Annotated in this window: 20 protein-coding genes; 11 read left to right on the forward strand and 9 right to left on the reverse strand. The window is 72.5% G+C overall.

The annotated features are described in order from the left end of the window. Positions 1 to 224 precede the first annotated feature (224 nt). The 3 genes from O7634_RS13865 to deoC are packed head-to-tail and all read right to left on the reverse strand — an operon-like array spanning position 225 to position 3468. Positions 225 to 1049 carry an aldehyde dehydrogenase family protein gene (locus tag O7634_RS13865; RefSeq protein ID WP_278150532.1) on the reverse strand — a complete coding sequence of 275 codons (825 nt, stop codon included), beginning with the start codon at positions 1047 to 1049 and terminating at the stop codon, positions 225 to 227. Next, on the reverse strand, positions 1042 to 2472 hold the full coding sequence (locus O7634_RS13870; protein WP_278150533.1) for an aldehyde dehydrogenase family protein: 1431 nt from the start codon (positions 2470 to 2472) through the stop codon (positions 1042 to 1044). Before O7634_RS13870 ends, O7634_RS13865 begins: the two co-directional genes overlap by 8 nt. Positions 2473 to 2478: 6 nt before the next feature. Further along, positions 2479 to 3468 (reverse strand): deoxyribose-phosphate aldolase, encoded by a 990-nt coding sequence (deoC, locus tag O7634_RS13875; RefSeq protein WP_278150534.1) that lies wholly within the window; start codon positions 3466 to 3468, stop codon positions 2479 to 2481. Positions 3469 to 3611: 143 nt separating this feature from the next. On the opposite strand from deoC, the gene upp reads away from it, so the two are divergent. Continuing rightward, positions 3612 to 4244, forward strand: coding sequence for a uracil phosphoribosyltransferase (upp, locus tag O7634_RS13880; RefSeq protein WP_278150535.1), 633 nt, complete (start codon positions 3612 to 3614; stop codon positions 4242 to 4244). 62 nt (positions 4245 to 4306) lie between these two features. Further along, complete coding sequence (locus tag O7634_RS13885) at positions 4307 to 4984, forward strand: GPP34 family phosphoprotein (RefSeq protein WP_278150536.1); 678 nt, start codon at positions 4307 to 4309, stop codon at positions 4982 to 4984. A 173-nt stretch (positions 4985 to 5157) separates the two neighbouring features. On the opposite strand, the gene O7634_RS13890 is transcribed toward O7634_RS13885, so the two are convergent. Then, positions 5158 to 6822, reverse strand: a complete 1665-nt coding sequence (locus O7634_RS13890) for a phospho-sugar mutase (RefSeq protein ID WP_278150537.1) — start codon at positions 6820 to 6822, stop codon at positions 5158 to 5160. Between the two features lie 48 nt (positions 6823 to 6870). Further along, positions 6871 to 8949, reverse strand: a complete 2079-nt coding sequence (locus O7634_RS13895; protein WP_278150538.1) for a serine/threonine-protein kinase — start codon at positions 8947 to 8949, stop codon at positions 6871 to 6873. A 205-nt stretch (positions 8950 to 9154) separates the two neighbouring features. Here O7634_RS13895 and O7634_RS13900 point away from each other — a divergent pair, with 205 nt between their 5' ends. After that, positions 9155 to 10738, forward strand: coding sequence for a methylmalonyl-CoA mutase family protein (locus O7634_RS13900; protein ID WP_278150539.1), 1584 nt, complete (start codon positions 9155 to 9157; stop codon positions 10736 to 10738). A 450-nt stretch (positions 10739 to 11188) separates the two neighbouring features. After that, positions 11189 to 12448 (forward strand): amidohydrolase, encoded by a 1260-nt coding sequence (locus O7634_RS13905; RefSeq protein ID WP_278150540.1) that lies wholly within the window; start codon positions 11189 to 11191, stop codon positions 12446 to 12448. On the opposite strand, the gene O7634_RS13910 is transcribed toward O7634_RS13905, so the two are convergent. Next, entirely contained in the window at positions 12405 to 13367 is a 963-nt protein-coding gene (locus O7634_RS13910; protein ID WP_278150541.1) for a DUF4349 domain-containing protein, read from the reverse strand. The two genes, O7634_RS13905 and O7634_RS13910, sit on opposite strands and share 44 nt — an antisense overlap. Positions 13368 to 13460: 93 nt before the next feature. Here O7634_RS13910 and O7634_RS13915 point away from each other — a divergent pair, with 93 nt between their 5' ends. From O7634_RS13915 to O7634_RS13940, 6 genes are all read left to right on the forward strand, one after another. Further along, positions 13461 to 14093 carry an MBL fold metallo-hydrolase gene (locus tag O7634_RS13915; protein WP_278150542.1) on the forward strand — a complete coding sequence of 211 codons (633 nt, stop codon included), beginning with the start codon at positions 13461 to 13463 and terminating at the stop codon, positions 14091 to 14093. A gap of 4 nt (positions 14094 to 14097) precedes the next feature. Beyond that, entirely contained in the window at positions 14098 to 15069 is a 972-nt protein-coding gene (locus O7634_RS13920; protein WP_278150543.1) for a hypothetical protein, read from the forward strand. 92 nt (positions 15070 to 15161) lie between these two features. Beyond that, positions 15162 to 15896: a hypothetical protein gene (locus tag O7634_RS13925; RefSeq protein WP_278150544.1), complete on the forward strand. Its 735-nt coding sequence runs from the start codon at positions 15162 to 15164 to the stop codon at positions 15894 to 15896. A gap of 58 nt (positions 15897 to 15954) precedes the next feature. Further along, a complete protein-coding gene (locus tag O7634_RS13930; RefSeq protein WP_278150545.1) occupies positions 15955 to 16233 on the forward strand; it encodes a type II toxin-antitoxin system prevent-host-death family antitoxin in 279 nt (92 codons plus the stop codon). Beyond that, positions 16230 to 16640 carry a type II toxin-antitoxin system VapC family toxin gene (locus O7634_RS13935; RefSeq protein WP_278150546.1) on the forward strand — a complete coding sequence of 137 codons (411 nt, stop codon included), beginning with the start codon at positions 16230 to 16232 and terminating at the stop codon, positions 16638 to 16640. Before O7634_RS13930 ends, O7634_RS13935 begins: the two co-directional genes overlap by 4 nt. A gap of 62 nt (positions 16641 to 16702) precedes the next feature. After that, the gene (locus O7634_RS13940) at positions 16703 to 17662 is read left to right on the forward strand and encodes a GNAT family N-acetyltransferase (protein WP_278150547.1); all 960 of its coding nucleotides are present in this window, start codon (positions 16703 to 16705) and stop codon (positions 17660 to 17662) included. A gap of 75 nt (positions 17663 to 17737) precedes the next feature. Here O7634_RS13940 and O7634_RS13945 read toward each other — a convergent pair whose 3' ends face one another. Then, complete coding sequence (locus tag O7634_RS13945) at positions 17738 to 18193, reverse strand: gamma-glutamylcyclotransferase (protein ID WP_278150548.1); 456 nt, start codon at positions 18191 to 18193, stop codon at positions 17738 to 17740. 106 nt (positions 18194 to 18299) lie between these two features. Between O7634_RS13945 and O7634_RS13950 the strand changes: the two genes are divergently transcribed. Continuing rightward, positions 18300 to 19703 (forward strand): NAD(P)H-quinone dehydrogenase, encoded by a 1404-nt coding sequence (locus O7634_RS13950; protein WP_278150549.1) that lies wholly within the window; start codon positions 18300 to 18302, stop codon positions 19701 to 19703. Here O7634_RS13950 and O7634_RS13955 read toward each other — a convergent pair. Then, positions 19681 to 20304, reverse strand: a complete 624-nt coding sequence (locus O7634_RS13955; RefSeq protein WP_278150550.1) for a DUF998 domain-containing protein — start codon at positions 20302 to 20304, stop codon at positions 19681 to 19683. The genes O7634_RS13950 and O7634_RS13955 overlap by 23 nt on opposite strands. A gap of 200 nt (positions 20305 to 20504) precedes the next feature. Then, a complete protein-coding gene (locus O7634_RS13960; protein ID WP_278150551.1) occupies positions 20505 to 21122 on the reverse strand; it encodes a DedA family protein in 618 nt (205 codons plus the stop codon). Between the last annotated feature and the right edge of the window lie 275 nt (positions 21123 to 21397).

Genomic DNA, 21397 nt, shown 5'->3' on the forward strand with positions numbered 1-21397 from the left:
CACCCGATCCGTGCCCCGCCCAAGATCCGCACAACAACAAGGATGTAGTGGCCTCCGCGAGCCAGGAGGCCACTACATCCAGGAAACTGCACGATCTGGGCAGCGGCCCGGATCAGGTTTTCCGGGGAGCCCGCCTGCGGAGGGATCAAGCCTGACCGCCCGGAGCAGGCGGGCTCCCCCCGGAAACCCCAACCGCGACGACCGAAGAAGCCGGGGACGAACGATCACACCCCCTTGGGATGCCACACCGTCTTCGTCTCCAGCAGCGTCGTCATCCGGGCCACCCCCGGGTCGGCGAACCAGTCGTTGTCGATCGGGGCGGGCCGGAGCACCCGCTTCAGGTTCTCCGCCGCCTTGACCTCCAGCTCGGTGGCGAGCGCGGCGTCGGTCACCCCGGTCAGGTCGATCGCGTTGACGTCCAGGTGCGACGCCAACGTGGGCGCGGTCTCGGTGATCGCGCCGGTGAGGATGTTGACCACGCCTCCGGGCAGGTCGGAGGTGGCCAACACCTCGGCCAGCGTCACCGCCGCCAGCGGCTCGGTGGGGGAGGCCGCCACCACCACGGTGTTGCCGGTGACGATCGCCGGGGCGATCACGCTGACCAGGCCGAGCAGCGCCGGACGCTCCGGGGCGACCACCGCCACCACGCCGGTCGGCTCCGGGGCGGAGAGGTTGAAGTAGGGGCCGGCGACCGGGTTCGCGCCGCCGTACACCTGGGCGAGCTTGTCGGCCCAGCCGGCGTACCAGACCCAGCGGTCGACGGCGGCGTCGACCTCGTCGCCGGGGACGCCGAGGGCGACGAACTGCTCGCGGCGGCCCTCCAGCATCTCGGCCGCCCGGTAGAGGATCTGACCCCTGTTGTACGCGGTGGCGCCGGCCCAGCCCTTGACGGCGGCGCGGGCGGCGACCACCGCGTCCCGGGCGTCCTTGCGGGAGGCCAGTGACACATTCGAGGACTGCACGAGATACGACCGTCCCGACTCGCTGCGCGGGAACTTCCCGCCGATGAAGAGCTTGTACGTCTTGCGTACCGCGACCCGCTCAGACACTGAGGTACCCCTCCAGCCCGTGCCGGCCGCCCTCGCGACCGTAGCCCGACTCCTTGTAGCCGCCGAACGGCGAGGTGGGGTCGAACTTGTTGAACGTGTTGGCCCAGACCACGCCGGCGCGCAGCCGGTCGGCCATCCACAGGATCCGGGAGCCCTTGTCGGTCCAGATTCCCGCCGACAGCCCGTACGGCGTGTTGTTGGCCTTCTCCACGGCCTCGGCCGGGGTGCGGAAGGTGAGCACCGACAGCACCGGGCCGAAGATCTCCTCGCGGGCGATGCGGTGCGCCTGGGTGACCCCGGTGAAGATCGTCGGCGCGAACCAGAAGCCGCGCTCGGGCAGCTCGCACGGGGCCGACCAGCGCTCGGCGCCCTCGGCCGAGCCGGCGTCGGACAGCTCGCGGATGCGGTCGAGCTGGGCGGCCGAGTTGATCGCGCCGACGTCGGTGTTCTTGTCCAGCGGGTCGCCGACCCGGAGCTGGGCCATCCGGCGTTTCAGCGACTCCAGCACCCGGTCGGCCACGTTCTCCTGCACCAGCAGACGCGAGCCGGCGCAGCAGACGTGCCCCTGGTTGAAGAAGATGCCGTTGACGATGCCCTCGACGGCCTGGTCGATGGGCGCGTCGTCGAAGACGATGTTGGCGGCCTTGCCGCCCAGCTCCAGGGTGAGCTTCTTGCGGGTGCCGGCGACGGAGCGGGCGATGGCCCGGCCGACCTCGGTGGAGCCGGTGAAGGCGACCTTGTCCACGCCGGGGTGCTCCACCAGCGCCCGGCCGGTGTCGCCAGCGCCGGTGACGATGTTGACCACACCGGCCGGCAGGTCGGCCTGCTGGCAGATCTCGGCGAAGAGCAGCGCGGTCAGCGGGGTGGTCTCGGCCGGCTTCAGCACCACCGTGTTGCCGGCGGCCAACGCCGGGGCGATCTTCCAGGCCAGCATGAGCAGCGGGAAGTTCCACGGGATGACCTGCGCGGCCACCCCGATCGGCTGCGGGTTCGCGCCGAAGCCGGCGTGCTCAAGCTTGTCGGCCCAACCGGCGTAGTAGAAGAAGTGCGCGGCGACCAGCGGCAGGTCGACGTCGCGAGATTCCTTGATCGGCTTGCCGTTGTCCAGCGATTCCAGGACGGCCAGCTCGCGGGAGCGCTCCTGGATGAGCCGGGCGATCCGGTACAGGTACTTCGCCCGGTCCCGGCCCGGCATCGGACCCCAGACCTTGTCGTACGCCTTCCGGGCGGCGCGTACCGCGCGTTCCACGTCCTCGGCGCCGGCCTCGGCGACCTCGGCCAGCACCTCCTCCGAGGCGGGGTTGATCGACTTGAAGCTGCCACCGTCGGCGGGATCGACGAACTTACCGTCGACGAACAGCCCGTACGAGGGTTTGAGGTCCACCACCGAGCGGGACTCGGGGGCGGGGGCGTATTCGAACATCGGCTATCAGTCCAGGGTGAAGTAGTCGGGACCGGAGTAGGTGCCGGTCGTCAGCTTGGTGCGCTGCATCAGCAGGTCGTTGAGCAGGCTGGACGCGCCGAAGCGGAACCAGTCCGGGTCGAGCCAGTCCGGGCCGACGGTCTCGTTGACCATCACCAGGTACTTGATCGCGTCCTTGGTGGTCTTGATGCCGCCGGCGGGCTTCACGCCCACCTGCCGCCCGGTCGCCGCCCGGAAGTCGCGGACCGCCTCCAGCATCACCAGGGTCACCGGCGGCGTCGCCGCGACCGGGACCTTGCCGGTGGACGTCTTGATGAAGTCGCCGCCGGCCAGCATGGCCAGCCAGGAGGCCCGGCGTACGTTGTCGTAGGTGGCCAACTCGCCGGTCTCCAGGATCACCTTGAGGTGGGCTGCCGGGCGCCCCTGGCGACCGCCGTCAGCAGGGCCGCAGGCCTCCTTGACCGCGACGATCTCGTCGTAGACCTCCTTGTACCGCCCGGCCAGGAACGCGCCCCGGTTGATCACCATGTCGATCTCGTCGGCACCGGCCGCGACCGCCGCCCGGGTGTCGGCGAGCTTGACCTCCAGTGGCGCCTGACCCGACGGGAACGCCGTCGCCACGCTGGCCAGGTGCACGGCGGACCCGCGCAGCACCTCGGCCACGTACGGGACCATCGCCGGGTAGACGCAGACCGCGCCGACGTGCGGGCAGGACGGGTCGGCCGGGTCGGGGCGCAGCGCCTTCGCGGCCAGCGCGCGCACCTTGCCCGGGGTGTCCGCCCCCTCCAGGGTGGTCAGGTCGACCATCCGGATCGCCAGGTCGATCGCCTGCGCCTTGGCGGTGGTCTTGATGGAGCGGGTGCCGAGCTGCGCCGCCCGCTGCTCCGCGCCGACCTGGTCCACGCCCGGTAGGCCGTGCAGGAAGGTCCGCAGAGCGGTCTCGGATCGTCCCAGCTCGGAGAGGTCCGACCGGGCCGACGTCGTTGTCGCCGTCATGACCCGAAGTCTACGCACCGGAGCCCCGAGTGATCTTGCTCACGATCAGCACCCCGAGCACCCCGAGCGCCCGGCGTGAGTGGCGTCGCTGGTCCGACCGCACCGGCACCGCCCGGCCCTACGGAGCGGTAGGTTGAGCGATCGTGGACGTACACGTCATTGACCATCCGCTGGCCCAGTCCAGGTTGACCGCCATGCGGGACGCGCGCACCGATTCCTCGACGTTCCGGGCCGCGCTGCACGAACTGACCACCATGCTGGTGTACGAGGCGGCGCGCTCCTTCCCCGTCGAGCGGTACCCGGTGCAGACGCCGGTCACCGGCACCGAGGGGACCCGGCTGGCCAACCCGCCGCTGCTGGTCCCGGTGCTGCGGGCCGGCCTGGGCATGGCGGACGCGGCGCTGGGCCTGCTGCCCGAGTCGTCGATGGGCTTCGTGGGTCTGGCCCGCGACGAGGTGACCTACGAGCCGCGGGCGTACATGGAGTCGCTGCCCCGCGACCTGGCCGGGCTGCCGGTGCTGGTGCTCGACCCGATGCTGGCCACCGGCGGCTCGCTGGAGCACTGCTGCCGGCTGCTGGCCGACCGGGGGTGCACCGACATCACGGTGCTCTGCGTGCTCGCCGCGCCGGTCGGCATCGAGCGGCTGGAACGCTCCGGCCTGCCGTTGCGCCTGGTCACCGCCTCGATCGACGCCGGGCTCAACGACAACATGTTCATCGTTCCGGGGCTGGGTGACGCGGGCGACCGGCAGTTCGGCGGCATGCCCCGCTTCTGAGGCGTCACCGGGGCCGGCCGGGTCCGCGCGCTTTGTGCGCGGACCCGCTACCGTCTTCGGCCATGACTGGTGTTGCGCTCGCCGAGGAGTTGCTGCTCCTCGCCTACGACGACACGACCGGCAAGGCGACCATGCCGCGGATCAGCCTGGATCTGGGCATGGCCGCGGCGGTGCTGGTCGAGCTGGCCCTGGCCGGCCGGATCGCGTACGCCGACGGGTCCCTGACGGTGGTCGACCCGACCCCGACCGGCGAGCCGTTCACCGACGACGTGCTCAAGCGGATCGCCGCTGACACCCCGCACTCCCCGGCCTCCTGGGTGCAGCGCCTGCGGCACGGCCTGCGCGACCGGATCCTCGACGACCTGTGCCGGCAGGGCGTCGTCCGGGATGTCGACGAGACCGAGCTGGGTTTCATCCACGTGCACCGCTACCCGGTCGTGGACGCGTCCGTCGAGGCGGAGACCCGGCAGCGGCTGGCCGAGGCCCTGAGCGGCGCGGCAGCCCCGGACGAGCGGACCGCCGCGCTGGCCACCCTCGTCGTGGTGCTCCGGATGGAGACCGCCCTCGGGGTGAACGGCGACACGGCCGCCGACGCCCGTCGCCGGCTGGAGGAGATCGCCAGCGGCGCCGGCTTCTCCGGCGAGGTGAGCACCGAGGACTCGGTGGTCCGCCCATCGGTCGGACTGGTCGTCGCCGCCCTCGCCCGGGCCGTCGAGCAGGCGCTCGGCCCGCGCCGCTGACGGTCGGATCGACAACGCGCCGCTGAGCGCCTGTTGACCCTGCGCGAACCGACACCGCACGACGTGCCCTTTGCTCTGCACCCGCCCAGGCGCCACCTACCGGTCGTCGGGTGGCGCTTTCGCGGGTGCAGAGCAAAGGGCGGGCGGGTCTGTGTGGGTGGGAGCAGTGGGGCTCAGAGGCCGAGGGCCGCGCCGACCTCGGCGCGCAGCGCGGCGACGGCCGACGCCGCGCGGCTGCGGGCCGTCCGGACGTCGCCGTCCACGACCGGCTCCACCACCTCGAGGTACGCCTTGAGCTTCGGCTCGGTGCCGGACGGCCGGATCACCACCCGGGTCGACGCGGTGCGCAGGATCACCACGTCCGCCTCGGGCAACAGGTCCTTGACGCTGTCCACCGACTGCCCGAGCAGCGTGGTCGGGGTGACCGCCCGGATCCGGGCCATCGCGTCGGCGATCACCCGCAGGTCGTCCACCCGGGCGGAGAGCTGATCGGTGTGGTGCACGCCGAACTCGGCGGCCAGCTCGTCCAGTCGGTCGGTGAGCGTACGGCCCTGGGCCTTCAGGCCGGCGGCCAGCTCGGCCACCGTCAGCGCGGCGGTGATCCCGTCCTTGTCCCGCACGTGCTCCGGGGCGACGCAGTAGCCGAGCGCCTCCTCGTAGCCGAAGACCAGCGGCGCGCTCCCGCCGCCGCCCCGCACGATCCACTTGAAGCCGGTCAACGTCTCGTCGTAGGGCAGGCCCCGGGCCGCGCACATCGCCCGCAGCAGCGACGACGACACGATGGTGGTGGCGTAGAGCCCGGTCACCCCCCGGCGCATCAGGTGGTCGGCGAGCAGCACGCCCACCTCGTCGCCGCGCAGCATGCGCCAGCCGTCGCGGTCCCGGACGACCACCGCGCACCGGTCCGCGTCCGGGTCGTTCGCGATGGCCAGGTCCGCCCCGGTGGAGTCGGCCAGGGCGATCAGCCGGTCCACGGCGCCCGGCTCCTCCGGGTTGGGGAACGACACTGTGGGAAACGCCGGGTCCGGCTCGGCCTGGTCGGGCACCACACCGGGGACCGGGAAGCCCGCGCGGGCGAAGGCCGCGGTGAGCACCGCCGCGCCCACCCCGTGCAGCGGGGTGTACGCCACCGACAGGTCCCGCGGCCCGTCCGGGTCGATCACCGCGGTGGCCCGCTCGACGTACGCGGCGACCAGGTCGTCGCCGAGCACCTGCCCGGGTGGACCCAACGGCACCTCGGTCAGCGGCCCGACCGCTCGGATGGCCGCCTCGATCCCGGCGTCGGCGGGCGGCACGATCTGCGCTCCGGCGCCCAGCTCGCCGCCCAGCTCCGCGCCGAGGTAGACCTTGTAGCCGTTGTCCTGCGGCGGGTTGTGACTGGCGGTGACCATCACGCCGGCGACCCCGCCGAGGTGACGGACCGCGTACGCCAGCACCGGGGTCGGCAGCGGGCGGGGCAGCAGCACCGCCGGTCGGCCCGCCCCGGTCGCCACCTGCGCGGTGCGCTCGGCGAACTGCCGGGAGCCGTGCCGGGCGTCGTACCCGATCACCAGGGGGCCGGTGCCGCCCTCGGCCGCGAGCCAGGTGACCAGGCCGGCGGCGGCCTGGGTGACCACCGCGAGGTTCATCCCGTTCGGGCCGGCGCGCAGCGGACCGCGCAGGCCGGCCGTGCCGAAGGTCAGCGGGCCGGCGAACCGGTCGGCCAACTCCGGCGCGCTCGCCGGCAGCCGGTCCAGCACCGCCGTCAGCTCGCCCCGGCTCACCGGGTCGGGGTCGTCAGCCAACCAACGCTGGGCCTGCTCACGAATGTCGTCGATGTCAGTGCTGTCCGCCACCATGCCTCTTGATAGCACGGCGGCGGAACAGCACCGGTGGTTCCCTCCGGCTCAGCCGTTCCCGGTGAGCTGGAACGTCCGCACCATCTCGTCGAAGATCGGCTTGCTCTCCGCGAACTTGGCGTCCGTAGCGGTGAGATAGAACGAGTACGCCTTGCCGTCCTGGGCCACGCCCCGCCAGACTCCGTGCCGCATGAGGTCGCCCTCGCCGCACGTGTACTCGAACTCGGCGGCCGGCTTGCTGGCCAGCTCCGTCTCGGTGGAGGAGATCTGGTTGTAGGGCTTGACGCAGGAGGTGCTCCTGGTCTTGAGGCCGTTCTCGGCCGTCTCCGCCCAGCGGGTGGAGCTGCTGGACCACTTCTCGGTGATGATGCGGACCTTCCGGCCGCTGTCCTCCGGGTCGATGTAGTCGGTGTAGGAGCCGCCGGTGGCCTTCTTCCAACCCTTCGGCACCATGACCTGGATGCCGCGGGCGGAGTGCTCCTGCATCTCGAGCGCCGGTGCCGCCGGGGTGGACGGGGTGGGCTGCGCCGCCGGGGTGCTCGGCGGGGCGTCGTCGCCGCTGGACAACAGCACCACCGTGAGCAGCAGCACGACGGCCACGCCGCCGGCCGCGGCGAGCTGTATCTTGCGCGGCCAGCCCTTGACGGTACGGACCAGTTGATCGCCGGTGGCGCGGACCTTGCCCAGCGCCCCGCCGCCGGCCGTGCTGCCGGTCGAGGTCGCCGGGGTGGTGGTCCAGGGTTGGCCGGTGCCGGGCACCGACCACTGGTTGCCGGCGCCGTACGTGCCGCCGATGCGCTGGGTCGCCTCCGGCGCGCCGCCGTACCCGACCTGCTGGGTGGCGTCGGCCGGGTTGCCGTAGCTGACCCGCTGGGTGGCGTCCGGGTGCCCGCCGGCGTCCACCCGCTGGGTGGCGTCCGCGCCGCCGCCGTAGGTACGGCCGGCCGCCGGTCGCCCGGGGGCCGGCATCGCGCCGGTGGGCGTGTGCAGCGGACCGGCCAACGCGTCGGCGCTGGTCTCGTCGAGCGCGCCGGTGGCGGCGGCCGCGGGAGCGGCCTTGGGGCGCTCGCCCCGGCGCAGCGCGGCCAGCCGGTCGGTGAGTGACTCACCAGGGGCCAGCATGGCCGGGCCGCCGATCTGGCTGTCCGGTTTCGGCTCGGGCTGCGCCGGCGGCGGGACGGGCGCGGGGCGCTGCTGCACCGGCACCACCGCGTACGGGTCGGTGACCGAGTGCACGGCGGTCGAGGTGCTGCTCAGCGGGCCGGCGAGCAGCTCGCGCAGCATCGCCCGGGAGGTGTGCACGTCCAGTCGGCGGGCCGGGTCCTTCTCCAGCAGCCCCATCAGCACGCGGGTCAGCGCGCCGCTGCGCTGCGGTGGCGCCGGAGGGTCCTCCACCACGGCGTGCATGGTCTCGATCGGGTCGCCCTTGTCGAACGGGGGCCGCCCCTCGACCGCCGTGTAGAGCGTCACACCCAGCGAGAAGAGGTCGCTCGGCGGGCCGAACTCCTGGCCCATGGCCCGCTCCGGGGAGATGAAGTGCGGCGAGCCGAGCACCATGCCGGGGGTGGTGAGCTGCACGTCGGTGGGCATCCGGGCGACGCCGAAGTCGGTCAGCACGCAGCGACCGTCGGTGCAGATCAGCACGTTGGCCGGCTTGACGTCGCGGTGCAGCACGCCGATCGCGTGCGCGACCTCCAACGCGCCGAGCAGCGCGATGCCGATCTTGGCGACCGCGCGGGGCGCGACCGGCCCGTCCTCGATGACCATGTCGGCGAGGCTGCGGGCGTCCAGCAGCTCCATCACGATCCATGGCCGGCCGCCCTCGGTGACCACGTCGTACACCTGCACCACGGCGGGATGCTGGATGGCGGCGGCGGCGCGGGCCTCGCGCAGGGTGCGTTCGTACATCGCGTCACGGTCGCTGGGGGCCAGGCCGGGCGGTAGGACGACCTCCTTCACCGCGACGTCACGGCGCAGCAGTGTGTCTGTGGCGCGCCACACCGTGCCCATGCCGCCGTTGCCCACCGAGGACCGGAGCGAGTACCGGCCACCGATGGTGGTGCCGGGCGCCGCTCGTCCGTTGGCGGGACTGACTGGTCCGCCGCTCCACGTCGGGATCTGAGTCACAGAAAAGCCACCGGGGGAAATCGAGGGGGCTGGGACACAACCCCCCTATCTTGCTGGTTCCGACGCCCGATGCGAAAGCCGACGCGACGGAGGTTTATCGAAGTCGACAGAACGTGCCCTGTCGTTCACCTCGCGTCGAACCGTCCGGACCCGCTGTGCGGTATCCCTCACCCGACGACGTGGCCCGGCGTCCTACCATCCGGGGATGAACCAACGGCGGTCAAGCGAGTCCGGTTTCCCGATCAACGGCGTCTACACCGAGGCCGACCTTCCGGAGGACCTGGGCTCCCGGCTGGGCGGCCCCGGCGAGTACCCGTACACCCGGGGCGTCTACCCCACCATGTACACCTCCCGGCCGTGGACCATGCGCCAGTACGCCGGTTTCGGCACCGCCGTCGAGTCCAACGCGCGATACCACCAGCTCCTGCGGGCCGGCACGATGGGCCTCTCGGTCGCCTTCGACCTGCCCACCCAGATGGGTTACGACTCCGACGACCCGATCGCGCACGGCGAGGTCGGCAAGGTTGGCGTCGCCATCGACTCTATTGAGGACATGCGGCTGCTCTTCGCCGACATCCCGCTGGACAAGGTGTCCACCTCGATGACCATCAACGCGCCGGGCTCGGTGCTGTTGCTGCTGTACCAGCTCGTCGCCGAGGAGAACGGGGTGCCCGGCGCGGCGCTCAACGGCACCATCCAGAACGACATCCTCAAGGAGTACATCGCCCGGGGCACGTACATCTTCCCGCCGAAGCCGTCGCTGCGGCTGGTGGCCGACACCTTCGCGTACTGCCGCAAGGAGGTGCCGAAGTGGAACACCATCTCCATCTCCGGCTACCACATGGCCGAGGCCGGCGCGACGCCCGCGCAGGAGATCGCGTTCACCCTGGCCAACGGGGTGGAGTACGTCCGGGCGGCGCTGGCCGCCGGGCTCGCCGTGGACGACTTCGCGCCCCGGCTGTCGTTCTTCTTCGTGGCCCGCACCACGCTGCTGGAGGAGGTCGCGAAGTTCCGCGCCGCCCGGCGGATCTGGGCCCGGTTGATGCGCGAGGACTTCGGCGCGAAGGATCCGAAGTCGATGATGCTGCGGTTCCACACCCAGACCGCCGGTGTCCAGCTCACCGCCCAGCAACCGGAGGTCAACCTGGTCCGGGTGGCCGTGCAGGGGTTGGCGGCGGTGCTCGGCGGCACCCAGTCGCTGCACACCAACAGCTTCGACGAGGCGATCGCGCTGCCCACCGAGAAGGCGGCCCGGCTCGCGCTGCGCACCCAGCAGGTGCTGGCGTACGAGACGGACCTGACCGCGACCGTCGACCCGTTCGCCGGCTCGTACGTGGTGGAGGCGATGACCGCCGAGATCGAGTCCGCCGTCGTCGAACTGATGGAGCGGGTGGCCGACCACGGCTCGGTGGTGGACGCGATCGAGGCGGGGTTCCAGAAGCGGGAGATCGAGCAGTCCGCGTACCGGATCGCCCAGGAGATCGACTCGGGGGACCGGGTGGTGGTCGGGCTCAACCGGTTCACCGTGGACGAGGAGGAGCCGTACGAGCCGCTGCGGGTGGACCCGGCCATCGAGGCGGCCCAGGCCGACCGGCTGGCACGGCTGCGCGCCGAGCGGGACGCCGCTGAGGTGACGCGTACGCTCGCCGACCTGCGGGCCGCCGCCGAGGGCACGGAGAACGTGCTGTACCCGATGCGGGAGGCGCTGCGGGCGCGGGCGACGGTGGGCGAGGTCTGCGGGACGCTGCGTGAGGTGTGGGGGCTGTACCGCCCCACCGACCGCTTCTGATCGCTGCGGGCCGCGCTGTCGCGGAGTGTCCCGCCGGCGGAGCGGGTACCCCTCTCGGAAGGGCTGGGACGCACACCGTGTGCGCCCGGCGCGGGTGAGCGCGTGTGAGCGTCCATACCCGGCCCGCTGCGGAGAGTGGTCGGCTAATTGTCGGAGTGTCAGTTCACCACCCCGACTAATGCGACAATTCGCAACAGGCCCTCGGTGCGTTCTGCCGGATTGGGCGACCGCCGCGATTAGTTACGCGTTGTAGGAGGTGAGGGGCCGATGACGGCGTTCGACCGTGATCTACCTGCTCGCTCTCAACTCTTTGATGCCTCTCAGCAGGGCATTCGTGACGCTGCGCGGTCCGATCATCACCGTAACGAGGTTGCGCAGCGTCACCGTCGGAGGGCTAGGCTGTCTGCTGTCCCCGATGATCCATCCATTTCTAGTGATCGAGAATTCGACGTGACGAGTGCGTTGACGCTGCCCACGAATGGCCAGCTGGCGTCGTCCTGGCTGGAGACGCCACCCGGATCCCAGCCGCTCCCCGGTGAGCTGGACCACCTCCTCGCCCTCCGGGTACCGGGGCTGATCGCTACGCGCCGTCACCTCCACTCGCATCCCGAGCTCTCCGGCACCGAGTTCGAGACGGCCGCCCTGATCGCCCGGGAACTCTCGCTCGCCGGGCTGAACCCACGGCTGCTGCCCAAGGGCAACGGCGTGATCTGCGACGTCAACGGCCGGCCGGACGGCCCGGTCGTGGCGCTGCGCGCCGACATCGACGCGCTGCCCCTCGACGACCCGAAGGACGTGCCCTACCGGTCGACCGTGGAGGGCGTGTGCCACGCCTGCGGCCACGACGTGCACACCTCGATCCTGCTCGGCGTCGGCATGCTGCTCGCCCAGCTCGCCGACCTCGGCGAGCTGGACGGCCGGGTCCGGCTGATCTTCCAGCCGGCCGAGGAGATCCTGCCCTGCGGTTCGCTGGAGGTCATCGAGGCCGGCGGCCTGGACGACGTGGTGCAGATCTTCGCGCTGCACTGCGACCCCAACCTCCCGGTGGGCCAGGTCGGCCTGCGGGTCGGCCCGATCACCGCCGCCGCCGACAACGTCACCGTCCGGCTCTCCGGGCCGGGCGGGCACACCGCCCGCCCGCACCTGACCGTCGACATGGTGGACGCGCTGGGCCGGTTGATCACCGAGGTCCCGGCCCTGGTCAGCCGCCGGGTGCCGGCCAACAGCGGGCTGCTGCTGGTGTTCGGCCACGCCTCGGCCGGCACCCGTTACAACGTCATCCCGTCCGAGGCCAGCGCCTCCGGCACGCTGCGGGTGATGGACCGCGACACCTGGGAGCAGGCTCCCAAGATCGTCGGTCAGGTGGTCCGGGACGTGATCGCGCCGACCGGCGCCACTGTCGACCTCGAATACCTGCGTGGTCGACCGCCGGTGTGCAACGACGCCCGGGCCATCCAGGTGCTGACCGCCGCCACCGCCGCCGCGCTCGGCCCGGACGGCATCGCCGAGACACCGCAGAGCATGGGCGGTGAGGACTTCTCCTGGTATCTGGAGTACGTCCCCGGCGCGCTCGCCCGGCTCGGGGTGGGCCGCTCCGGCCCCAACGTCGACCTGCACCGCGCAAGCTTCGACGTGGACGAGCGGGCCATCCCGGCCGGGGTCCGCGTCATGGTGCAGACCGCGCTGCGGGCACTGGCGGCGGCGCGCTGACCCCAGCGGCGAGCGCCGGCGACCGCCGACGCCGCCGCACCAGCAGGAACACCGCAGCCAGCGGTACGCCGAGAGCCACCAGCCACGGCAGCAGCGCGCCCAGCACGGTGAGCAGGACGGTCATCGAGGCGACGAACGCCTTCCAGCCGCCCCGGAGCCCGACCAGGAACCCGGTCTCGGCCTTCTCGTCGGTGGTCGTCGCGGCCGGTCCGGCGAGGGACACGGTGATCGTGGAGAGCGCGGTCAGGTCGGCAAGGCGACGCTTCTTGGCCTCCAGCGAGGCCAGGTCGGCCTCCCGGCGACCCAGCTCGTTCTCCAGTGACACCAGGTCGGTGATCGAGGTGGCGCGGGCCAGCAGCCGGCGGGCGCTGTCCACCCGGGCGCGCTGGCTGGCGATCCGGGCGTCCAGGTCGACGGTCTCCTCGGTGACGTCCTGTGTGTTGATCTCCCGGTTCTGCTGCCGACCGAGCTTGGTGATCTCCTCGACCACACCGGCGAACCTCGCCGCCGGCACCCGGAGCTGCAACTCCGCCACCGCGTCGGCGTCGGCGCTGCTCCGCTGGTCGCCCCCGACGAAGCCGCCGGCCCGGGTGGCCACGGCGGCGGCCTCGCGGGCCGCGGCGTCCACATCGTCCACCTGCACCCGCATGGTTCCGGTGTAGATGATGGCCCGTTGGTCGACCCGGAGGTCCGGCGCGCCGGCGCCGGCCGCCTCGGGCGCGCCCGCCGCGGCGTCCCGGCCCGCCTCGCCCCGGTTGACGGCCGGCGCCTCGGCCGCCGCGCCCGTGGTGTCCCTCGCCCCGCTGTCGTCGGCGCCGCAGCCGCTCAACACCAGGGCTGCCGCCAGTGTCGTCGCGGCCAGCGCCGCAGCCCGGCGGCGTCCCACCCGTCCGTCCATCCCCGCTCCCATCGTTGTCATCCGGTGTGGCGATAGCTCGGACGCGACGCGCACATCGGCCGGTTCCGGCAGACTGCGCTCAGGACGTCACGATTCGATAATCGAGGAGTCACGATGCGAGTCACCAAGTACGCCCACTCCTGCCTCCGGGTGGAGCACGACGGGGGCGTGCTCGTCGTCGATCCAGGAGTGTTCAGCGACCCCACGACGGCGTTGGACGGTGCGGACGCGGTGCTGATCACGCACGAGCACCCCGACCACCTCGACCCGGCCGCGGTACGCCTGCAGCTCGACCGGCGGCCGTTCCCGATCTACGGGCCGGCCTCGTTGACCGAGGCGCTGGGCGACGCGGCCGAGGCGTTGCACCCGGTCACCCCCGGTACGACGTTCACCGCCGCCGGGGTCGCGGTCCGCGCGTACGGGGGGCGGCACGCGGTGATCCACCCGGACATCCCGGTGATCGACAACATCGGCTACCTGATCAACGACGAGGTCTACCACCCGGGCGACTCCCTGGTGGTGCCGGACGAGACACCCGTCGACACGCTGTTCGCGCCGATCCACGCCCCCTGGTCGAAGTTCTCCGAGGTGGTCGACTTCATCCGCGCCGTCGCGCCGCGCCGGGCGTACGCCCTGCACGACGCGCTGCTCAACGCCAACGGGCTGGGCGTGCTCGACCGGCAGTACACGGCGCTGTCCGGCACCGAGTACCAGCGTCTGGAGCCCGGCAGCCGGGTCGACGTCTGACCCGATGCCCGGCCCCCCCGCGGAGCTGGTGCAGCAGCTCTACCGCACCCCACCGGACCGGTTCGTGGCCGCCCGGGACGCCGCGGTGGCCGAGGCCCGGCGCGCCGGAGACCCCGGCACCGCCCGACAGTTGGCCCGGCTCCGCCGTCCGACCGTGGCGGCCTGGTTGGTGAACCTGCTCGCCATCCGCCGCCCGGAGCTGGTCGCGGACCTGGTCGACCTCGCCGACGCGCTGCGGGCCGCCCAGCGGGACCTGCGCGGGCCCCGGCTACGGGAGCTGTCCGCGCAGCGCCGGGCGGTGGTCGGCGCGCTGGTCGCCGAGGTGCGTAAGCTCGCCGCCGCGGAGCCGGACGCGCCACCGGCCGGCCGGCTGCCCCTGGCCGAGGTGGAGACGACCCTGAACGCGGCGTTCTCCGACGTCGAGGTCGCCGAGCAGGTCCGGGCCGGCCGCCTGCTCCGGTCGGCGAGCTACGCCGGCTTCGGCGAGGTGCCCCGCCCACAGTTGCGGCTGGTCACCGGCGAGGACGACGAGCCGGAACCGGTTCGGCCCGGAGCGCGGCGGGAGCGCCCCGCGCCGACGACCCGCACCGATCGCGCGGCGGAGCGCGCCGAACAGGCGGAGCGGGCCGCCCAGCGAGCGGCCCGAGCGGAGCGGGCCCGGCAGCGCCGCGCCCTGGACCGCGAGCTGGTCAGCGCGCGGACCGAGCAGGAGCGCGCCGAAGCCGAACTGGCCGAGGCGACCGGACGGGAACGGGACGGCGCCGCCGTACTCGATGGTCTGGAGGCTGAGCTGGCCGAGTTGGAGCGGCGGCGCGCGGTCGCCGAGCAGGATCTCAGCCGGGCCAAGCTCGCTCGGCGCGCCGCCGAGCGTGCGGTCAGCGTGGCCCGGCGGCGTGCGGGTGAGGTCGAGGCGGCGGTCGAGGCGCTCGCGGCCGAAGAGGGGGATGCGGACGCGGGCGGTGGCGCGGCAGACTGACCATCGATGGACGACGACGGGTGTGCGTGCCGTTCACGACGGGTGACAGTGGGTCGGAGCGCGGTCGGGGACGGCGCGGGTGGGGTGCGGCGGTGACTCCGGAGCAGGTGGCCGCCGCCAGCAAGCCCGTCGTGCTCGACCTGGGCGACGCGTTCAGTCGTGATCCGGCCACCCTGCGCCGGGCCCGGCTGCTCGGCATCTCCGGGTGGGCCTTCTACATCTGCGGCCGGGCCGGCGCGCTCGGCGACGTGCGGGCCGAGACGGCCGCCGCCGCCCTCGGTTTCGTCGCTCCGGACGCGGTCGCCGACGGTTGGGACGCCGCCGCGCGGGTCCTGCCCCCGTTCGAGGTGGCCGCCGCGAGTCTCGCCGAGTGCTGCCGCTGGGGCGCGCAGCAGCTCAGCCACCTGCCCGGCACCGAGCGACTGTCGGCCCTCGTCGAGCGGGCGGTGGTGGCGGCGGACGCCAGCGGAATGCCGCTCTTCGCCGCGTGGCGGGCCATGCCGCTACCTGACCTCTCCGCCGGGGCCCGGACCGCCGCCGGGCTGCGACTGCTCCGGGAGCACTTCACCAGCGCCTACCTGCTCGCGGTACGCACCGCCGGGATGACCCCGTTGGAGGCCGTGCTGTCCGGGCCGGAGGGCGAGGCCGGGGCGGTGGCCTGCGGCTGGCCGCCGCCGTACGCGCCGATCGGGCCGCTGGTGCGCCGCCGGCTCTGGGCGGAGGCGGTGACCAACCGGCTGGCCGCCCCGGCGTTCACCGCCCTCGGGCCGTCCGACGGCGCGGAACTGGTGGAGCTGCTGCACCGCACCCGGGCCGACCTGGCCTGATACTCCCGCCGCACCAAAGCGCGTGGGAGTGTAGAACATGTCGTTCTACACTTCGTCCATGGAGCGCATCGGTGTCCGGGAGCTGAACCAGAATACGAGCCAGGTGCTGGCCCGGGTGAGCGGTGGTGAGACGGTGGAGATCACCGACCGTGGTCACCCGATCGCCCGGCTTGTCCCTGTGGGGGACGACAGGTCCATGCTGACCAAGCTGGTAGCCGCAGGGCGGGCCGTGGCCCCGACCAGCAGCGGTCCCGTGCCGATCCCTCCGAAACTGGGCGACGAGGACGTCGACGTGGCGGCCACACTCACCGCCATGCGTGACGAGGAGCGCTGGTGATCTACCTCGATTCCGCCGCCGTGGTCAAGCTGGTCCGGCAGGAGGCATGCACCTCCGAACTCGTCTCCTGGCTCAACACCCATCCGGACGTGCCGCTGGTGTCCTCCGCCCTCGTCGAGGTGGAGGTGCCCAGAGCGCTGCGTCGATCAGCTCCGCAAGCGTTGGTCGGTGTGCCCGCAGCCGTCGGACGACTCTTCCGACTGGAGATCGACAGCACGATCCGCGCCACCGCTGCCGCTTTTCCCGAGCCGATGCTCCGCAGTCTCGACGCCATCCATCTGGCCACCGCTCAGGTTCTGACAAACGAGTCCGGAACCGCACTCGTCGCCTTCGTCACCTACGATCGGCGACTGCTCGAGTGCGCCAAGGAGGCGGGGCTGCCCGTGGCGAGCCCCGGCCAGAACTGACCGGCCGGGCGCGGCGAAAAATGGGCGGCGGTGTCGGCGTTCGGCTGCCAGGATCTTTCGCCGTGACGCTTCCCGCTGGTTGGACGACCCGCCGACCCACCCTCGACGACGTACCGGCGATCCTCGCGGTGGTGCACGCCGCCGACACGTTCGCCATCGGCCACCCCGACTTCGACGCCGAGGACGTGGCGGACTCGCTGACCGGCCCCTTCTTCGACCCCAGCCGGGACTCCTGGCTCGCCATCGACCCGGAGGGCGCCGTGGTCGGCTGGTCGACGGTGGACAACCCGACCGGGGTGGGTCGGGAGTTCGTGGAGGTCTACGTCGACCCGGCGCGGGCCGCCGCCGTCCGGGCAGTGCTGCTGGCCCGTCAACTCGACCGCAGCGCGGAGCGCGCCGCCGAACGGGGGGTGCCGTCGCTCACCGTCCGCTGCGCGGTCTACGCGCCGGAACGGGACTGGGAACGCGACCTGCGGGAGGCTGGATTCACGCTGGTGAAGCGGTACGTCCGGATGAGCCGGCCGTTGACCGAGCTGCCCGCCGAGCCCGCTGCGCCGGCGGGCGTGACGGTGCGGCAGGTCCGCCCGGACGACGACGCCGACCTGCGGGAGTTCCACCGGATCCACGAGTCCGCCTTCGCCGACACGCCGGACCACGAGCCGCTGTCGTACGAGCGGTGGCGGGCCCGGATCGGCGACCTGACCGCCTGGGACGAGTGGTTCCTCGCGGAGGTGGACGGGGTGCCGGCCGGCGCGTTGCAGTCGTCGGATCAGGCGCTCGACCAGCAGGAGGGCTTCGTGAAGAAGCTGTCGGTGCTGTCCGCGTACCGTCGTCGGGGTGTCGGCGCGGCGTTGCTGCGCCGCGCCTTCGCCCGCTACGCCGAGAAGGGGCGGCGCTTCGCCGGCCTGGGCGTCGACCTCACCAACCCGACCGCCCCGCTGTCGCTGTACCGGTCGGTGGGTCTTGCGGAGACCCGCTGGACCGACATGTACGAACTATCCGTCCCGGCGGCCGGTGTGTGATTGGCGACGCCGGGCGGGGTCGCCCGGCGCTCCGGTAAACGGCGGGAGCAGACTGGAGGCGTGCGATACGCGCTGCTACGCCGACGCGGTGCCGGTGGGGCGGGCCCGCAGCTCGCTGACGTAGTCGTCGGGAGCGCCCGCCTTCTCGGCGGCGTTCGCGATCTCCGACAGGTACCACGAGGTCGGCAGGCCACCCTCGTACCCGTTGAAGACGTAGATCCACGCGGTCACGTCGCCGTCGAGCGTGGAGACCCGGACGTGCAGCTTGCGGTACGTGCCGGCGGCGACGCCCTCCAGCTCGTCGAGCTGCTCGGCGTCGTACGGGTGGATGTCGTAGAGCGCCACGAAGACCCGGTCACCCGGGGACTCGACCAGGGTGCTCACCGCGCCCTCCCAGCCGATCACGTCCGCGCCGGCGAAGGTCAGCCGCCAGCCCTCCAGCCAGCCGGTGCCCACCATCGGCGAATGCGGACAGTAGGCGCGCATCCGGGCGGGGTCGAGGTTTGAGCCGTAGGCGGCGTGATGACGCACGGCGAGAACGATAGCCCGGCCGGCGGGTGGGGGAGAATACGACAGTGCGTGTCGAACGCGTTCGGGAGAAGAAAGTCACTGTGAGCATGGACGAGGGGCGATTGCTGTGAGCCGGATCGTGATCATCGGTGGGGGGCCGGCCGGGTACGAGGCGGCCCTGGTCGCCGCCCAGCTCGACGCCGATGTCACGGTGGTGGAGGCCGACGGTGCGGGTGGGGCGTGCGTGCTCTCCGACTGCGTACCGTCGAAGACCTTCATCGCCAGCTCGGGGGTGGTGACCGGCTACCGGGACACCGAGGAGTTCGGGGTGCACTCGGACGGCCTGGAGGCGGTGACGGTCGACGCCCAGGCGGTGCACGAGCGGGTCAAGCGGCTGGCCCTGGCGCAGTCCGCCGACATCCACGCCAAGCTGCTCAAGGCGGGGGTCACCTTCGTGGCCGGCACCGCCCGGCTCGGCGAGGACGCGCTCGGCCACACCCACCGGGTCGTCGTCACCCCCGCCGACGGTGGCGAGGAATACTCGATCGACGCGTCCACGGTGCTGGTGGCCACCGGCTCGACCCCCCGGCAGTTGCCCACCGCCGTGCCGGACGGTGAGCGCATCCTGACCTGGCGACAGGTGTACGACCTGCCCGAGCTGCCCGAGCACCTGATCGTGGTCGGCTCCGGCGTGACCGGCGCGGAGTTCGCCAGCGCCTACCTCGCCATGGGGGTCGAGGTCACACTGGTCTCCAGCCGGGACCGGGTGATGCCGCACGAGGACGCCGATGCCGCATCCGCCATCGAGCGGGTGTTCCGCAACCGGGGCATGGAGATCCTCAACAACTCCCGCGCCGACGCGGTCCGGCGTACCGCCGACGGCGTCGAGGTGGAGCTCTCCGACGGCCGGAAGGTGACCGGATCGCACGCGCTGATCACCGTCGGGTCGATCCCCAACACCGCCAACCTCGGCCTCGTCGAGTACGCGGTGGAGCTGGGTCGGGGCGGCTACGTGACTGTCGACCGCGCGTCCCGCACCAACGTGCCCGGCATCTACGCCGCCGGCGACTGCACCGGAGTGTTGCTGCTGGCCAGCGTCGCCGCCATGCAGGGCCGGATCGCCATGTGGCACGCGCTCGGCGAGGCGGTCCGCCCGCTGCGTCTGCGTACCGTCGCGGCGAACGTCTTCACCGACCCGGAGCTGGCCACCGTGGGCGTGTCACAGGACGAGGTGGACGCCGGCAAGGTGCCGGCCCGGCAGGTGATGTTGCCGCTGTCGGGCAACGCCCGGGCGAAGATGGACGACCTCGCGGACGGCTTCGTGAAGCTGTTCTGCCGGCCGGCCAGCGGTCAGGTGATCGGCGGTGTGGTGGTCGCCCCGAAGGCCAGCGAGCTGATCCTGCCGATCACCATGGCGGTGGAGAACAACCTCACCGTCAACGAGCTGGCGCAGACCATCACCATCTATCCGTCGCTCTCCGGTTCGATCACCGAGGCGGCCCGCCAGCTCATGCTGCACGAGCTGGAGTGACAGGCCGCGTCTGGAGGAGCGCGACGGTGGCCAGGACCCCGACCTCGGTGAGGATGAGCAGGCGTTCGGCCAGGCCGATCAGCACCCGCCCGCCCGGGTAGGCGGACCAGACCATCGCCGCCGCCAGGGCCAGGCTGAGCAGGACGAGGGCGCGCAGCGTCCGGGCGGCGGAGGCCAGGTCGGGTCGGCGGGCGAGCAGCCAACCGGCCGCCGGCAGGGCGAGGAAGGCGGCCACCGAGGCGTACCGGTGCACGTACGCCGCGGTGGTCATGGCGGTGCCCGGCTCGTTCGTCGGCACCACCGCGGCCAGCAGCAGCCCGCCCACCCACGCGCCGAGCAGCAGTTCGGCGGGTCGGCCGGGCACCGACTCGGCTGGCGGCCCGGTGCGGCGCAGCCCCTGGAGCAGCGCCACTGTGGCGAGCGCCAGCACCACCATGGCGGCGTCGATCACGCCGCCCCGGTCGGAGACGGCGAAGTCGCTGATGGTCAACGCCCACGGGTTCAGGTCGTCGTTGACTTCGAGGTGGCCGATCACGGTGAGCAGCGCCGCCAGGGCGATCCCGCCGAGGGCCAGCACACCGGTGTTGCGGATTCCGGGCATGCCTCAGCCTGTCGCCAGGAACACCCGAGCCGAATCCGGGACGCCCACCGAATTCGCCCCCCGGGACCACCCCTAGTCAGTGCCCGCGCCCCTACTTCCGCGATCTTGCACTCCGGAACGTTGTTTCGCGGCATTCACACCATCTGTCGGGGCAGGAAGTGCAAGATCGCGGGGGTCGGCCGGGGCGGGGAGGGGGGACGTCAGTCGATCGGGATGTTGGCAGCGGCGGCGCGGGCGTGGCGGGCGCTGACCACCGTCATCGCCCAGCCCGCCGCGGCGAAGCCGGCCGCCGCGGCGGTGGCGATGACGGCCAGCCGCCAGGCCGACTCGGTGAGCGCGGTGCCACCCAGATGCCCGACCAGCGCGCCGTAGGTGGCCCAACCCAGCGCGGCGACGGCCTCGTAGAGCACGAAGAGACGGTACGGGTAGCGGCTACGGCCGGCGGAGAAGCAGGCCGCCATCCGGCCGCCGGGCACGAAGCGGCACAGCAGGATCACCATCGGCCCGGGTTGTCGGAGCCCCTGCGTGACGCGGCTGGCCATCCGGCGGGCACGGCTCGGCTCGGCGTGCCGTGGCGGTCGCCGGTCGGGCGCGCTGCGGCCGAGCAGGTAGCAGGCCAGATCGCCGGCGAACACGCCGGCCGCGCCGACCGCGATGGTGACCGGCAGGCTGAGACCGCCGTAGACGGTGAGCGCGCCGCTGGTGATCATGATGATCTGGGTGGGGATCACCGGTACGAACGCGTCCGCGACCAGCAGCGCGAGCAGCACCAGGTACGCCCACGTCGGCGACGCGACGTCAGTCAGTAGTTCGGGCACGCCTGCCACCTCGCCGGATGCGGCCGATTGGGTGTCTTGAGCCTGACCCCGTGGCCGGCGTCACCATGAACAGCCCCGGCCCGTCGTGACGGTCGACACGGCTGGGCCACCCGGGTTCAACGGGGTGATCCGCACTCGGGTGACGGGTTCGGTGCGCTTTCCACCCGTCGGAGGCGGGCGGCGGATCGGCGTTCGTCGGCGTACCGTTGTCGGCGCGGCCTCGCCCGTCGGGTCCCCCGTTCCTGACGATTCGGCCGCCTGGGCCGCCGGCGGGT

Origin of the sequence: Micromonospora sp. WMMD1120, assembly GCF_029626235.1 — a bacterium.
Taxonomy (GTDB): domain Bacteria; phylum Actinomycetota; class Actinomycetes; order Mycobacteriales; family Micromonosporaceae; genus Micromonospora.

Excerpts from the sequence above, each read along its gene's own strand:
- O7634_RS13915 (WP_278150542.1), top strand. The coding sequence starts at position 13,461 with ATGCGAGTCACCAAGTACGCCCACTCCTGCCTCCGGGTGGAGCACGAC.
- O7634_RS13930 (WP_278150545.1), top strand. The coding sequence starts at position 15,955 with ATGGAGCGCATCGGTGTCCGGGAGCTGAACCAGAATACGAGCCAGGTG.
- O7634_RS13890 (WP_278150537.1), bottom strand. The coding sequence starts at position 6,822 with ATGGTGGCGGACAGCACTGACATCGACGACATTCGTGAGCAGGCCCAG.
- O7634_RS13870 (WP_278150533.1), bottom strand. The coding sequence starts at position 2,472 with ATGTTCGAATACGCCCCCGCCCCCGAGTCCCGCTCGGTGGTGGACCTC.
- O7634_RS13910 (WP_278150541.1), bottom strand. The coding sequence starts at position 13,367 with ATGACAACGATGGGAGCGGGGATGGACGGACGGGTGGGACGCCGCCGG.
- deoC (WP_278150534.1), bottom strand. The coding sequence starts at position 3,468 with ATGACGGCGACAACGACGTCGGCCCGGTCGGACCTCTCCGAGCTGGGA.
- O7634_RS13955 (WP_278150550.1), bottom strand. The coding sequence starts at position 20,304 with ATGCCCGGAATCCGCAACACCGGTGTGCTGGCCCTCGGCGGGATCGCC.
- O7634_RS13885 (WP_278150536.1), top strand. The coding sequence starts at position 4,307 with ATGACTGGTGTTGCGCTCGCCGAGGAGTTGCTGCTCCTCGCCTACGAC.
- O7634_RS13900 (WP_278150539.1), top strand. The coding sequence starts at position 9,155 with ATGAACCAACGGCGGTCAAGCGAGTCCGGTTTCCCGATCAACGGCGTC.
- O7634_RS13920 (WP_278150543.1), top strand. The coding sequence starts at position 14,098 with ATGCCCGGCCCCCCCGCGGAGCTGGTGCAGCAGCTCTACCGCACCCCA.